The following is a 14,653-nucleotide window of genomic DNA, read 5'->3' as shown; positions in this document are numbered from 1 at the left end:
GGCTCACTCCTCGACCGCTCCGTCGGATGGCGTGACCAGGAAGTCGTAGACGGTCCTGGCCATCCGGCGGACGGTCTCGTCCCCGGTCGCCATCGGCCCGGCGGTGAGGAACGCGACGGCGGTCTCCGTGCCGGGGATCAGGTAGTAGCCGACGTCGTGGGAGGCGTCCGGCAGGTCACCGGTCTTGTGGGCCACCGGGACGCCGGGCGGCAGCGCCGCCGGGATCTTGGTGTTGAGGGTCTGCTCGCGCATGAAGCCGATCATCAGGTCCCGGGAGGCGGGGGTGAGGATCTCGCCGTCCCAGACCGCGCCGAGCAGCGACACGACGTCGTCCGGGCTGGTGTAGTTCTCCTCGCCGCGCTGCGCTGCCGCGCTGTCGAGCATCCGCCGGGCCAGGATCGTCGAGCGCTGGTTCATCGAGTCGATCAGCGCGTTGACCGGGGCGAACCCACCCAGGTAGGTGATCAGTACGTTTGCCGCGACGTTGTCGCTGTACTTGATCAGGTATCGCGCGAGCCGGTACAGCGTGACCACCTGCGGGAACGTCTCGAACTGGAGCTGACCGGTGCCGCCCACCACGTCGGCCGGGGTGACCAGCACACCCTCGTCGAGGGAGACCTGTCCACAGTCGACCCGGCGCAGGAGTTCGACCAGGATCCAGAGCTTGATGACGCTCGCGGCCTTCGGGCGCAGCGCGCCGTTGACCGAGACCTGCTGATCGCCGTACCGGCCGGACAGGTCCCGGACGGTGGCTCCGGCCGGGTTGAGGCTGGCGTCGGCGACCACCCGGGCAAGCTGGTTGCTGAGCGGGAACAGTCGGGCGCCCGCGACCGGGTCGGTGGGCGGCTGCGGGCTGGTCACCACCACGCCGGTGAGCGTCGTCGGCGGGCGGTGCCGCTGGATCACCTCAAGCGTGCCCTCGCTGCGCCCGACCAGCGGCACCCGGTAGCGGTAGGCGGTCCCTCCGACGACGACCGCCCCACTGGCCACCCCGGCGGCGACGCGCATGCCCGGGTCGGCGACCCGGCCGGTGTCGCCGTCGCAGGCCCGGTACCGCACGGTGTGCCCGAGCGAGTCGACCGCGAACGCCCCGCCGGGGAACGACAGCCAGGACACCTCGCTGGTCGGCGCCCGCTCCGGGGTCGGCTCCACGCCCGGCTCGTCGCTCCGCCCACCCTCGTCGTCCGGCCCGTCCGTGTCGTCAGGCCCGTCCGTGTCGCTCGGCCCGTCGGCGAGCCCGTCGTCGGCGGCGGGCCCGTCGGCCGCGTACCCCAGGGTTGTCTGGTGGTCACGGCCGGGACCGCCGGCGGTGGCCTGGCCGGTCGTCGCCGCGACGACCAGCGCGACCACCACCGCGAGCAGGGAAGATGAGCGCTTCTTGTCGCTTTTCCTCACGTTTGTACGATAGGAAGCGCCAGCGGTTGGTGGGGCTGCCGGGGCTTGAGTCACCCGTCCGGGAGGGCAGCGGCCGTAGAGGCGTGATGCCCCAGCGGCATCAAGATGACTCAGAGGCATCACGCTCAGCGCCGAACGGCCGGCCCGGTACCGGCCTGCCGACGATCGAGCCTGCCGACCGATCGAGCCGGCTGACGACCGCGTCGGCTGATGATCGAGCCCGCTGGTGATCGAGCCAGGTGACGATCGAGCCGGCTATGTCATCGGTCCCGGCGTGGGTGGCTCGGCGGGCAGGCCGGGTGCCAGGCGGCGCATCGAGGTGAAGGCCGGCACCAGCGCTTCGTACAGCTCGGCGAAGAGCGGCAGCAGCGAGGCGTAGGTGGCGGCGGCGGCCGGATCGGGGCGGATGACCTCCTCGATGCGGACCAGGTCGGCCGCCACGTCGATGCTGGGGATCAGGCCCAGCGCCTGCATCCCGAGCAGCGCCGCGCCGAAGCTCGACCCCTCGCGGCCGGCGGGGAAGCTCACCGGCATGCCGAGCACGTCGGCGAGCATCTGCCGCCACAGGCCGCTGCGGGCGAAGCCGCCACCGGCCCGGATCTCGCGCACCTCGTTGCCGGCCGCGCGCACCGAGGCGAGCACCAGGGCGAGCTGCTGGCAGACCCCCTCCATGGCGGCCCGGACGAGGTGTTCCCGGCGGTGCCCGTGGGTCAGCCCGACGTACGCGCCGCGGGGCAGCGCGCTCCAGTGTGGAGCCCGTTCGCTGTGCAGGTACGGCAGCATGATGAGCCCGCCCGAGCCGACCGGCGCCCGGGCCGCCAGGGCGACCAGGTCCTCCTCGGAGTGCTCGCCCAACTCCGGCGCGAGCGCCGCGCCCGCCCACTTGAGGACGATGCCGCCGTTGTTGATCGCACCGCCGACCGCCCAACGCTTCTCGGTCAGCGCGTAGCAGAACACCCCGCCCAGCGGGTCGACGCCGGGGCGTTCGACCATGACCCGCATCGCGCCGCTGGTGCCGATCGAGCAGGCCACCATGCCGGGGTGCACCGCGCCCAGACCCAGGTTGGCCAGCGGCCCGTCGCCCGCCCCGACCACCACGGGTGTGCGCTGCGGCACGCCGATGGCGGTCGCGGCCCGCGCGGTGAGGCCGGGCAGGACGGCGGTGGTGGCGACCAGTCGGGGCAGCCGCTCCTCGGTGATGCCGGCGATGGTCAGCGCCTCGGCGTCCCACCCGAGGGTGTGGATGTCCATCAGCCCGGTGGCCGAGGCGATCGAGTGGTCGGTGACCAACTCCCCGCAGAGGCGCAGCAGCACCCAGTCCTTGATGCCGACCCAGTGCACGACGCGCTCGAAGAGCTGAGGTTCCTGCTCGGCGAACCAGAGCAGCTTGGGCAGCGGCGACATCGGGTGCATGGGCGTGCCGGTACGCCGGTGCAGCGCCAGCCCAGACGGCACCGCCCGCAGCCGCTCGGCCTGCCGGACGGCCCGGGAGTCGGCCCAGGTCACCGACGGGGTGAGCGGGTCACCGGCCGCGTCGAGGCCGATCAGGCTGTGCATCGCGGAGCAGAACGCGAGGCCGGAGATCGGTGCGGCCACCTCGGACACCACGGTCCGGAGCGACTCGACGACGGCGGCGAGGATCACGTCCGGGTCCTGCTCGGCGTACCCGGGGTGCGGGCCGTCGAGCGGATAACCGACGGAGTGGCTGGCGAGCAGCCGCCCGTCGGTGTCGTACGCCATGGTCTTGGTGCTCGTGGTGCCGATGTCGATCCCGATCACCACACCGGGCGGGGTGTCTGGCGGCATGACCGTCAGTATCGCCCTATCGTCCGGGTTGCTCCACCGTTCGGGTAGTTCGCCCATCCTGGCGTGTCCGGGCGGACCATCACGACTGTTAATCCGAGTGCACCCCAGATTGGTGGCCTACGCGGCGAAGGAGTCGGCGTGGCAAAGACTGATTCGACGGGTTCCACTTGGCGGTACCGCTGGGCGCAGCGGCAGAACGTGCGACGGATCAGCACGTACCGCGGCGCGGAGACGGCCTGGCGGCGACGCGATGACGAGTTACGCCGGCTGCGCGCCCTGGCCGCCGACTTTCACGGTTCCGCCGCCGCCGGCACGGGCCTTCCACTCGAACTCCTCGACGACGAGGTGGTGCTCTGGGCGCTGCCCGCCGCCCAACTGGTCGAGGTGCGACACACGGCGGTGCTGCCCGCGCCGGACCTGACGGTCGCGGTGCCGGCCGCGCCGCTGCGGCCGCGCCGACCCGACGGCGTACGCGTCACCGACGCCGGGATGGCCGTCATCACCAGCCGCCGGTTGGTGCTGCTGGGCGGGCGCGGTCGACGTGACTGGGCGTACGGCCGGATCACCGGCCTGGCCCACGACCCGGCGGCGCCGGTGACCCTGATCCAGGTGCTGGACCGGCGGCGCACCTCCGGACTGTTGCTGCCCACCGACGCGGCGGCGGACTTCCGGTTCAAGCTGACGCTGGCCTTCGCCGACTCGATCGAGCAGCGCGCCGCGGTGCTCGAACAGCTCGACGAGCTGATCGCCGAGCATGACCAGCTCAAACCGTTCCGGCCGGCGGTGGCCACGCCGGGCCAGGCCCGACTTTCGTCCCTCGTGCCCGGTGGCCGACGGTCGATCGCGGTGGCGGCGGCCGCCGCGCTGCTCGTGCCGGCGGCGCTCGTCGACTCGGGCCCGTCGCACCCGACGGGTGGCGCGGAGGTCGCCGTGGCGGCCACGCCGGCCCCGACCGGCAGCGCGTTCCCCGCGCTGCTGCGGCCGGCGATCCCGTCGCCCGCGCCCACCGGCGGGGTCAAGCGGAAGCCGTCGCCACGTCCGTCGCCCAGCGCGACGTCCGGTCCGCGCTGCGGTGCGCCAGAAAATCCCCTGGGGTACGACTTCTGCGGCGGGACGCGGATCCGCCGGCCGGCCGCCGAGGTGTGCGACTGGTTCGACTGCGTGCCGCAGTTCTGGGCCGGTCGGGGCTACCTGGTGCAGTGCCGGGACGGCTCGGTGAGCCTCGGGGGCGGCCGGGCGGGCGCGTGCGCCGAGCACCGGGGCGTCCGGCGGACCGTCACGAAGTAGCGCGTTTGGGCCATAACGATCGTTCAGGTCGGCCAGAATGATTGAGTGGAGATCCGATCCGACGACGGCGCCCGGGTGCGGATTCGCCCGGTCGGCTACCAGCCGGGCATCGACCCGCCCGACGACCCCGACCTGGCCGCGCCGGGCTGGCAGGACTGGCTGCTCATCGAGGTGGACGCCCGCACCGCCGACGGTCAGCTCTGGTCGCACCACTACCCGAGCCTGCTCGTCGAGGAGGCCCGCGCGCTGGGCAGTTGGCTGCACGGTCAGGCGACCGCCGCCCTCGGGCCGAACCCGCCGCCGGCGATGGTCCGCTTCACCGAACCGAACCTGGCCCTGCGCACCCGGGTGATCCGTCGTCGCCGGCTGGAACTGATCGTCGAGTTCTCCGCCGAGTCGCTGCCCCCGTGGATGCGCCGACCGGCCACCGCCATCTACCCGCTGATCCTCACCGTCTCCGCGGACGCGCTCGCCGTCGCCGCCGACCAGTGGGCCGGGCACTGTGCGGCGTACCCGCCGCGTACGTCATCGCGGTTCCCGGTCGACGACCCGCTGCTCGGTCACCTGCCGCGCCGGCGACGCGTGGGCTGACAGCTATTGCTGGCTGACCGCTATTGCATCAAATCAGTTTGATGTAATCTGCGGACGTGACGTCAACCGGCATCAGCACGCCGCCCGAGTTCGCAACCGCGGCCGGGCACCCGGTGCGGTGGCGTCTGCTCAGCGAACTGGCCGGTGGTGACCTCGCCGTGCACGAGTTGACCGCGCGCCTCGGTCAGCCGCAGAACCTCGTCTCGTACCACCTCGGCAAACTCCGCAAGGCGGCACTCGTGACCGCCCGACGCAGCAGCGCCGACGGCCGCGACACCTACTACTCGCTCGACCTGGTCCACTGCGCGGACCTGCTGTCCGGCGCGGGCGCGGCCCTGCATCCCGGGCTGCGGCTCGGCCCGCCGTCGCCGGCCACCCCGGTGACCGGACGAGTGCTGTTCCTCTGTACCGGCAACAGCTCCCGCTCGCAGATGGCCGAAGCGCTGCTGCGGCACCGCACCGCCGGCGCCGTGCGGGCGTACAGCGCCGGGAGCCGACCGAAGCCGGTCCACCCGCACGCGGTGCGCGTCATGTCGGCGCGCGGCATCGACCTGGGCTCGGCCCGGCCCACGCACCTCGACGAGTTCACCGGCCAGCGGTTCGACGTCGTGATCACCCTGTGCGACCGGGTCAAGGAGGTCTGCCCCGAGTTCCCCGGACGCCCGCGCAGCGCGCACTGGAGCATCCCGGACCCGGCCGTGGACCCGGACGGGCTGCCCGCGTTCCACCGGGTCGCCGACGACCTCGCCGGACGCATCGACTTCCTGTTGCACACGCTCGGCACACCAGAAGAGAGGGCATCATGACCAGCCCCATCGATGACAGCACGGTCAGCGTGCGCTACCTCGTCGACGACGTGGCCGCCGCGATCGACTTCTACACCGTCCACCTCGGCTTCACGTCGGCCAGCGCCTTCCTGCCCGCGTTCGCCGACGTGCGGCGCGGCAACCTGCGGCTGCTGCTCTCCGGCCCGGCCAGCTCGGCGGGCCGGGCACTGCCCGACGGCAGCCGTCCGCAGCCGGGAGGCTGGAACCGCATCCACCTGATCGTCGCCGACATCGACGCCGAGGTCGCCCGGCTGCGTACGGCCGGAGTCGCCTTCCGCAGCGACGTGGTCAGCGGACCGGGCGGTCGGCAGATCGTCCTGGACGACCCGGCCGGCAATCCGGTCGAGCTGTTCGAGCCCGCCCAGGGCTGAACCGAGCGCGATAACGAATGCCGCGTGCAGGTCGCGGCGCAGGGCTTGGGTAGGGTGATCGTCGTCAGCCATGAGAGGAGGTGAGCCCGGTGACCACCCACCGTCATTCCTGGGCGCTCCTTTCGGCCGTCCCCCTGCGCTGACCTCTCGCGTCGGGGAGCGCCCTCCTTTACCGGAGGACAAATGTCTGTCTCCTCGTTCCGCATCGACGTCTCCGCTGCGGTTCTCGACGACCTGCGGGCTCGACTGGCCCGTACCCGCTTCACCGACCGCAGCGGTACCCGACCCTGGCAGGGCGGCGTCGATCCCGACTACCTGCGGGACCTGGTGTCCTACTGGCACGACGGGTTCGACTGGACAGCTCGCCAAGCCGAGCTCAACGCGTACCCCCAGCACCTGGCCGTCGTCGGCGGCCGGAAGCTGCACTTCCTGCATGTCCGGGCCGCGCGCCCGGCGGGCGCGCCCACGCCGTTGCCATTGATTTTCAGCCACGGCTGGCCCAGCAGCTTCGTCGAGATGCTGCCGCTGGTCGACCGACTCACCGACCCCCACCGGCCCGGCGGCGCGTTCGACGTGGTGGTGCCCTCACTGCCCGGCTTCGGCTTCTCGGCGACACCGAATGAGCCGGTGACCCGGGCGCTGCTGGCCCGGACGCTGCACGAGCTGATGACCGACGTGCTCGGCTACGAACGCTACGGCGCGTTCGGCGGTGACGTCGGGGGCGTGGTCACCGGTTGGCTCGGCGCCCTCTACCCGGAGCAGGTGGCCGGCATCCACATGATCCATCCACCGTTCCCGGCCAGCTTCGACGCCCACCCGCTGTCGCCCGCCGAGCAGGCGTTCCTGGACGCCGAGGCCGCGTACGACGAGACCGACGGCGGATACAGCGCCATCATGGGCACCCGCCCGGACACTCTCGCAGCGGCGCTCGCCGACTCACCCGCCGGGCTTGCCGCGTGGATCGTCGACAAGTATCGGGACTGGAGCGACAACCACGGCGACCTGGCGAACAGCATCGACCGGGACACCCTGCTCACCATCATCACGCTGTACTGGGTGACGGGCACGATCGGTTCGTCGTTCCGGCAGTACGCCGACTTCGACCACAACACGCCACGACCCGACATCACCGTGCCCGCCGCGTTCACGCTGAGCACCGAACCTTCGCAGGCAAACTTTCCCCGCTCGATCGCCGAGCGGGCCTGCACCGACATCCGGCACTGGAGCGAGCCCGGCCGGGGCGGGCACTTCATGCCGCTGGAGGAGCCGGATCTGCTGGCCGGTGAACTGACGCAGTTCTTCACCTCGCTGCGCCCGTAGTGCTGTCCCGGCGGCTGCTCCGGTTCTCCGCCGGAGCAGCCGCCGGCGTCCGTCAATTCTCTCCTTTGCGGACCAAAGGGATGCATCGATTCGATCGGCGTTGCCTGTCACGTACGTGAGCGGTTGTACCGCGTGTGACCGCTTTGGCATCCTCTCCCTGGCGGCTGGCCTGGGCCGAACGCGAGAACGAGCGGCGTCAGCGCGCGTACCGCGACGCCACCGCCGCCTGGCAGCGCCGCGACGACCACCTGGTTCGGCTCCGCATCGAAGCCGCCGGCTTCATCGGGTGTACGCAACCCCGCGCCGGCCTGCCCGTCGACCTCGACGAGGACGAGCTCGTCTTCCGCGTCCTTCCCGTCGCCACACTTGTCGAGGCCGAGGCGCGGCACGTCCCCGGGCTGCCCACGCCGGGTTCGTGTTCCTTCGCTGAGCCGTCTTCCGAGGCACTGCCACCGGGCCTGCGGGCCGTTGACACCGGCATGGCCGTGGTGACCAGCCGGCGGGTGGCCTTCGCCGGCGACCACCGGCGCGAGTGGCGGTACGCCGACCTGCTCGGCGTCGCCCACCACCCGGACGTGCCGGTCACCCTGCTGCACGACGACGGTCGGCTGTCCGGCCTGCGGGTCCCGGCGAGCGCCGCCGTGAACGTCCGCTTCTACCTCACCCTCGCCGCCACCACCGATCGTGCCGCTCTCGTCGGACAGCTCGACGCCCTGCTGGCCGCGCACCGGGCCGCCCCGCCCGTGCCACTGCCGACGGTCGGGCCGGCCGACGCGCCGCTGACCGCGGTACGCCCCGACCGCCGTGCGCTCGCCGTCGCCGCCGTCGCCACGGTGGTGTTCGCGACGCTGGGCCCCGGCGCGGTGGGACCGACGCCCACCGGGCCGATGCGGGATGCCGGCTTGAGTGCTCCGCTCCGGACGCCTGCTGCCCTGACAACGCCGCGGGCGCTCGCGGTCGGGCCGGCGCTCGTGGTCGGGCCGAATCGTGTGGGCGGGCCGGCTCTTGTGGGCGGGCCGGCTTCTGTGGTCGGGCCGGTGCGTCCTGCGGCGGCCAACCCGTCGCGGCTCGCTGCGAACCCCTCCGTGGTCGTGGTGCCCTCGACGTCGCCGGCTGCTGCCCTCCGCTCGACGTCGCCGGCGGTCGCCGCCGCGCCGTCCACGTCGCCGGCCGTCGCCCTCACGTCGCCGACCGCCGAGGCGTTGCCCTCGGTTGCTCCCACCCCGTCGTCCTCGTCCGACCCGGTGCCGACGGCCCTGCCGACCGGGTCACCGTCGCCCAAGCCCACCGTGACGCCCGACCCCGCGCTGCTGACGGTATGTCTGGACCCGTCGTTGCCGCTTGTGGAACGGCTACTCTGCCCATCGGCCGGCCCTTGATCCTGGTGCCCCTCGACGTGTGACCGCCGTGCCGTTCGGCGCGTGTTGGACGTGCCCCGTGTTGTTCCGTGCCCGTGGTTCGGCGAACGGTGGTCGGATCAGGTGGTGCTGTTCGTATCGCGCAGAGATCTTGGACAGTTTCCGTTGTCAGCACAGTTAGCTGCTAACGGAAACTGTCCAAGATCTCCCGATATTGGGGTCAGGTCGCGGTGTCGAAGTCGGGGAGGGTGAGAGTGCCGTCCGGGCCCAACGTGAAGCCAGGATTCCAGGCGATCTCCCAGACGTGACCGTCCGGGTCGGTGAAGTAGCCCGCGTACCCGCCGTAGAACGTCTCCCGCGCCGGCTGGGTCACCTCGGCACCGGCCTCGGCGGCGGTCGCGATCACCTCGTCGACCTCGGTCCGTGAGCGCACGTTCTGGGCCAGGGTCAGCCCGCCGAAACCGCCGGTGTCCGGGTTGGGCACGCCCGCGTCGGCGGCCAGCTTGTCGCGACTCCACAGGACGAGGGCCAGGCCGCCGGCCTGGAAGAAAACCGTCCCCTCGACCTCCTGACCACGCCAGCCGAGATGCTCGTAGAAGGCCTTGGCGCGCGCCAGGTCCGAGACGCCGAGAGTGATCAGACTGATCCGCTGCTCCATTTCCGTAACCTAACCTGCTGGCAGTCGCTAGGCCGCGATCGCTCTGGCCGTGGCGTAGACGTCGGCGGGTAGGGCGTGCCGGAGTCGCCAGAGAATCCGCATCGGCCGGTCGCCGGTGTGCGACTCGTACGTCATCGTGCCCGCGTAGAGGTACGGCGGTGCGCCCAGGTCGCGGTCGGCGACCCGGGTCTCCCGTACGAAGAGGTGCACGGTCGAGGTGCCCGACGTGTAGCGCTGACCGGTCGCCGACGCCGCCGAGGTGGTGCTCTGCGACTCCCACTGGAAGAGCGTGTCGGTAATGGCCCGGTCGGCGTACATGGTCGTGGGGGAGTAGTGCGCCTCCGACTTGACCAGCGTGACGAAGAACAGGTCGGCCTGGGCGTCGGGCAGCCACTTCACGCCCTCGCGCAGCGAGCCCGGATTGGGCATCCCGAACGCGGCGCACGCCTCGTTGCGGCTGTACCGGGCGTGCACCCGCAGCGGTACCGCACCCGGGGCGGCAGCCGGGGTGACCCGATGGATGCGGTCCCGCAGCACCTCGGCGACCTGCCGTAGCTCGGCGCAGCGCGCCGGCTCCTTCCACAGTCGCGCCAGCCGCTCTTCGCGCGTGGCGAGGGGTGCGGAAGGCCCCCAGAGACTGAAGTGCAGCATGTCGAGCAGGCGACCATTGCCCGCGTACACCTGCTGACCTGGCGCGGGCGGTCCGGCCGCGACCTGGGCCAGCAGCTCGAGCCGGTCGGTGTCGTCGGTGTGCAGCATGCGACCGATGGCGCGGCCCAGCTCGCGATCATCTTCGCCGGGCGCGGACGTCTCGATGCCGGCGAGGCGGCGCAGACCGGTCCAGCCGCCGAGGCTGGCCGACCGGTATACATCCTCGATCTCCAGGCCGGTCTCCCGAAGGAACGTGGCCAGGCTGACGTCGCCGAGGCGCCGCAACTCGGACATTAAGCCGGCCTTGGAGTTGGGCAGCGCCGACTTCAGGTTGGCGAGCACCTTCTCCTTGGCCACCCGGTCCAGCTCGACGTGGCAGCCGCTGGGCAGGCTCGGGAAGTCGTCGCGGACCGCCTCGGTGATCGCCCGCCGGCTCACCCCGGTGAGGGCACGCCAGCGCAGGTCGAAGCGGAAGTTGGCGTGCTGCCCGCCGATGAAGTCGAGCACCGTGAGGCAGGGCTTGTCGTCGTCGAGTCGCAGACCACGACCGAGCTGTTGCAGGAAGATCGTGGCGCTCTCGGTGGGTCGCAGCATGAGGATCGTGTCGACCATCGGCAGGTCGACGCCCTCGTTGAACAGGTCCACCGTGAAGAGCACCCGCAGCTTGCCGGCCTTGAAATCCCGCAACAACCCGGCCCGATCGGTGCCGGCGCGGGACGTCACGGCGGCCGACGCCACTCCGTGCTGGTTGAACCAGTCGGCCATGAACTCGGCGTGTCTGATGCTCACGCAGAACCCGAGCGCCCGCATCCGCCCGACGTCCACCTTGTCGCGGACGGCGTGCAGCACCAGCCGTGCCCGGGCATGGTCGGCGGTGTAGAGGGTGGTGAGTTCGGCAAGGTCGTAACCCTGGCCGCGCTTCCAGGCGACCTGTGACAGATCGACGTCGTCGTGCAGCCCGAAATACTGGAACGGCGCCAACAACTGCCGCTCCAACGCGTCCCACAGATGCAGCTCAACGGCCGTGCGGCCGTCGAACCACCGGCGTACGTCGCCGCCGTCGGCCCGGTCGGGGGTCGCCGTCAGCCCAAGGAGTACGCGCGGACGCAACCGCTCCAACAGCCGCGTGTACGTGGGCGCCTCGGCGTGGTGGAACTCGTCCACGATCACCATGTCGTACGCCTCGGGGTCGACCTCCCGGCGGTGCAGCGACTGGATCGAGGCGAAGACGTGCCTCCAGCCATTCGGCCGCTCGCCCGCCACCAGGATCTCGCCGAAACTGCCGTCCCCCATCACCTGCCGGAACGTCGACAGGCTCTGCCGCAGGATCTGCTCCTGATGCGCGACGAAGAGCAGCGAATCCGCCCGGTTGGCGCGGTGCAGCCGGCGGTAGTCGAGGGCGGCGACGACGGTCTTGCCGGTACCCGTCGCCATCACCACGAGGTTGCGCCACCGCCCGTGCACCAACCGCTCGGCGTCCAGGTCGGCCAGGATCTCCGCCTGATACGGGTACGGGCGCACGTCCAGGTTCGAGATCGCCGTTGGTGCGTCGTTGCGGCGCTCCCCGGTGAGTGCGTGCCGTAGCCGATCGGCGTCCCTGGTCGCGTCGTACGCCTCGAACGCCGGGTCGTTCCAGTAGTCCTCGAACGTCGCCGTGAACGTGTCGATGACGTGTGGCTGCTCGATGTTGGAGATGCGCACGTTCCACTCGACGCCGTCGACAAGCGCGGTCTTCGACAGGTTCGACGAGCCGACGTACGCGGTGGTGGTGCCGTTGTTGCGGCGGAACAGCCACGCCTTGGCGTGCAGGCGGGTGGTCCTCGTCTCGTACGAAACTTTGATCTCGGCGCCGAGTTCGCTGAGTCGGTCGAGCGCTCGCTGATCCGTTGCGCCCAGGTAGGTCGTGGTGATGACGCGGACCCGGCCGCCTCGGGCGATCAGCTCGCGGATGGGCTGCTCGACGATGCGCAGGCCGTACCACTTGATGAACGCGCAGAGCAGGTCGACGCTCTCCGCCGACGCCATCTCGTGGTTGACCTCGTGGCCGATGCGCGGCTGGTGGCGGCCGTTAACCAGCAACGCGCCGGTGGAGAGCGGGGTGCTGGGTCGATCCGGGAAGGTGGGCTGTGCCGGTGGGATCGGCGGGGCGGCGATGGCGTGGAGCAACTGCTTGGTGTCGGTGACCTGGTCTTGGTCGGTCGCTGCCTTGGGGCTCAGGGTGGTGATGGCGTCAGCGATCTGGTTCGCCATCGCAATCTGGTGATGGAGCTTGTTGTCGCCGTTGGGGACGGACTGAAGGGCTCGGGCGGTCAGGGTGGCGATGTGCCGGGCGAGGGCGGTGTGCGCGTCAGCCGGGTCGAGGTCGTGGCGTTGGATCAGTGCGGGGTCAACGTGCTGGAGGCGGTTAGCCAGCTCACGGGTGATCAGGTGCTCGAAGACGCCCCGCTCAAAATCCGTCATCGTTACAGCCAATCAGCTAAGGCGCGTAGGCGGCCGGCCTTGACATGGGGCCTCACGTCGTGGTCAGCCTCGTGCCGACCATGCTGCCGGCGAAGAGCTTGCCCACGGTGAAGATCGCCGGCGGATTCCCAATGTGAGTGAAGTGCAGAATCTTGGTTTGCCTGGCTAATTGGCCGTCCAGGCATGGATCAGTCCAGATCAGTCGGATCGATGCGGGCCTTAACTGCTGCGTGCTCGGCCAGTAGATAGAGCAGATTCGAGCCGTCGATCAACTCTAGTGGCTTGCCGGAAGCGAACTCGTATGAAGCGGGGCCATATCCGCTTGTTGTCACCAAGATTCCCTTGGACGCGCCTTCGTTTTGAAGGGTTCCATATAGGTCGCGGACAGAAGAAACGTCTACGGTGTTACGGTACCGCTTGGCCTGAATGACAACCTTGCCACCGAAAATGGGTCGAGGATCGAAGGCAACACAGTCCACGCCGCCGTCCCGCGACGCACGTGTCTGCTTAGTTTCGAGGCCCATCTTGGCGAATAGGTTCTGGATAAGACTCTCGAACTCGTTCGGTGTCAGCCTCAGAAGATTTGGTCGCTGGTCGAGGTCGGCCAACACGTCAACCTCGTCAATGAACCGCTTGTCCACCATGTCGAACTCAAGTACCGGTCGAACCGGGGCAAGGGCCTCGGGTCGCTTCGATACCGAAGCATTCAGGTGTTGGAGACATGCGGCCGGATCGACGCTGCGGAGCGTGAGGGCGGTAAATATTTCACGTGTCGTTCGTAGTGTCACAAGGCAAGGTTGAACGGCGGCGCCAGTGCGCGGGTCGGTTGTGTCAACGATGCCGTTAAAGACGATTGTCTGCACCAGTCCGGCTCGGTCGGACTCAAAGAGTTCGTGGATGGTCCGCAGAGTCACTTGGCTCACGATGCTTGCATACCGTTCCTTCACTTCTTTCGCTGGCCGTGCCACGGTGCTGATCTCATCACGGACTTTGACGTAGCGGTACTCTCGCACTGATGGAATTACGTCTATCGTCGGCAAATGGTACTCTACTACGAGCTGCCGGGATTCGGGCACGTATGCTAGTCGATAGTGCTGAGGGAAATCGTCAGGGTAAACCGAGTTGCCGAGCACCATCCCGAAGTAATCCACTACTGCGGCGGGGTCTCCGGCGGCAACTGCGGCTGCAAATCGATCGACCTCGGCGTTGTGTGCCTTCGTCTGGGCATCAACTTTTGCCTGGTCCTGTTGGTATCGCTGATAAGCGAGAGCCAGCCGGCGCTCCCGTTCGGCCTCTGCGGCTGCGTGCTGTGCCTGAGCCTGCCCGAAGGCATGATGCGCCTGGGCAAGTTGTTGCTGATACTTGGCCTGACCACCGAATAGCTTCCCGATCCCCGAGGGGGCAAGCGGTTCGAAACGTCGCCAATCCGGTGGTGGCAAAGGAGTGCCGAGGGGCCCCGGCTGGAAGGGTGGGTGTTTTACAGATTTGCGAAGCCGCCGAAAATCAATGTGATCGTCCACGTCAAGTGTGGCCAGCAGCAAGACATCGAGCTCGTCTATGCGCGCCTGTAGGTCAGAGTTGTTAGCCGCGACCTCGGCATTGCGCGCCTCCGCGTAGAGTCGCTTGCGCTCTCGTTCATTAGCTGCGGACGCACGCTCTGCGGCCTTCCTGGCGCGATCTGCCTCACGGCGGAGGTGTTGCTGATGCCGGTAGGCGGCGGCCTGGGCCTGCCTCTGTGCACGCTCATGGCGAGCTTGCGCTCGCTGCATTTCCTTGAGGATCCCCACGCCATTCCTAAGGTCGCGACGACTGCGGTTCGGACACCATAGCCAGCAACCGGGCGTTCCGACACCCGCCGTGCGGCTGAAACCAAAATTTTCGGACCGAACCTTATGTCCTTCCTTGTTCGTGTTCATTGGCGTTCTCGGT

At 69.7% G+C, this 14,653-nt stretch carries 11 protein-coding genes; 6 read left to right on the top strand and 5 right to left on the bottom strand.

The window, feature by feature from the left end; all coding sequences use genetic code 11:
- Positions 1–3 precede the first annotated feature (3 nt).
- Both AC3EN4_RS04690 and AC3EN4_RS04685 read right to left on the bottom strand, forming a co-directional pair.
- The gene (locus AC3EN4_RS04690; protein ID WP_435204680.1) at positions 4–1,395 is read right to left on the bottom strand and encodes a serine hydrolase; all 1,392 of its coding nucleotides are present in this window, start codon (positions 1,393–1,395) and stop codon (positions 4–6) included.
- A gap of 255 nt (positions 1,396–1,650) precedes the next feature.
- Positions 1,651–3,201, bottom strand: a complete 1,551-nt coding sequence (locus AC3EN4_RS04685; protein ID WP_435204678.1) for a gluconokinase — start codon at positions 3,199–3,201, stop codon at positions 1,651–1,653.
- A gap of 138 nt (positions 3,202–3,339) precedes the next feature.
- Between AC3EN4_RS04685 and AC3EN4_RS04680 the strand changes: the two genes are divergently transcribed.
- The 6 genes from AC3EN4_RS04680 (at position 3,340) to AC3EN4_RS04655 (ending at position 8,976) form a co-directional block, all read left to right on the top strand.
- On the top strand, positions 3,340–4,488 hold the full coding sequence (locus AC3EN4_RS04680) for a DUF3761 domain-containing protein (RefSeq protein WP_435204677.1): 1,149 nt from the start codon (positions 3,340–3,342) through the stop codon (positions 4,486–4,488).
- Between the two features lie 45 nt (positions 4,489–4,533).
- A complete protein-coding gene (locus AC3EN4_RS04675) occupies positions 4,534–5,079 on the top strand; it encodes a WapI family immunity protein (RefSeq protein WP_435204676.1) in 546 nt (181 codons plus the stop codon).
- A gap of 56 nt (positions 5,080–5,135) precedes the next feature.
- Entirely contained in the window at positions 5,136–5,885 is a 750-nt protein-coding gene (locus AC3EN4_RS04670) for a metalloregulator ArsR/SmtB family transcription factor (RefSeq protein ID WP_435204675.1), read from the top strand.
- On the top strand, positions 5,882–6,277 hold the full coding sequence (locus AC3EN4_RS04665) for a VOC family protein (protein ID WP_435204674.1): 396 nt from the start codon (positions 5,882–5,884) through the stop codon (positions 6,275–6,277). Before AC3EN4_RS04670 ends, AC3EN4_RS04665 begins: the two co-directional genes overlap by 4 nt.
- 183 nt (positions 6,278–6,460) lie before the next feature.
- Positions 6,461–7,597 (top strand): epoxide hydrolase family protein, encoded by a 1,137-nt coding sequence (locus tag AC3EN4_RS04660; RefSeq protein ID WP_435204673.1) that lies wholly within the window; start codon positions 6,461–6,463, stop codon positions 7,595–7,597.
- A gap of 134 nt (positions 7,598–7,731) precedes the next feature.
- On the top strand, positions 7,732–8,976 hold the full coding sequence (locus AC3EN4_RS04655; RefSeq protein WP_435204672.1) for a hypothetical protein: 1,245 nt from the start codon (positions 7,732–7,734) through the stop codon (positions 8,974–8,976).
- A 199-nt stretch (positions 8,977–9,175) separates the two neighbouring features.
- Here AC3EN4_RS04655 and AC3EN4_RS04650 read toward each other — a convergent pair whose 3' ends face one another.
- From AC3EN4_RS04650 to AC3EN4_RS04640, 3 genes are all read right to left on the bottom strand, one after another.
- Entirely contained in the window at positions 9,176–9,613 is a 438-nt protein-coding gene (locus AC3EN4_RS04650) for a VOC family protein (RefSeq protein ID WP_435204671.1), read from the bottom strand.
- A 27-nt stretch (positions 9,614–9,640) separates the two neighbouring features.
- Positions 9,641–12,724: a DEAD/DEAH box helicase gene (locus AC3EN4_RS04645; RefSeq protein ID WP_435204670.1), complete on the bottom strand. Its 3,084-nt coding sequence runs from the start codon at positions 12,722–12,724 to the stop codon at positions 9,641–9,643.
- 188 nt (positions 12,725–12,912) lie between these two features.
- Positions 12,913–14,640, bottom strand: coding sequence for a restriction endonuclease (locus AC3EN4_RS04640; protein WP_435204668.1), 1,728 nt, complete (start codon positions 14,638–14,640; stop codon positions 12,913–12,915).
- Positions 14,641–14,653: the final 13 nt, after the last annotated feature.

This window comes from Micromonospora sp. bgisy143 (genome assembly GCF_057708145.1).
The sequence above is the reverse complement of the archived record's forward strand: the minus strand, read 5'-3'. Positions and strand labels throughout refer to the sequence as shown.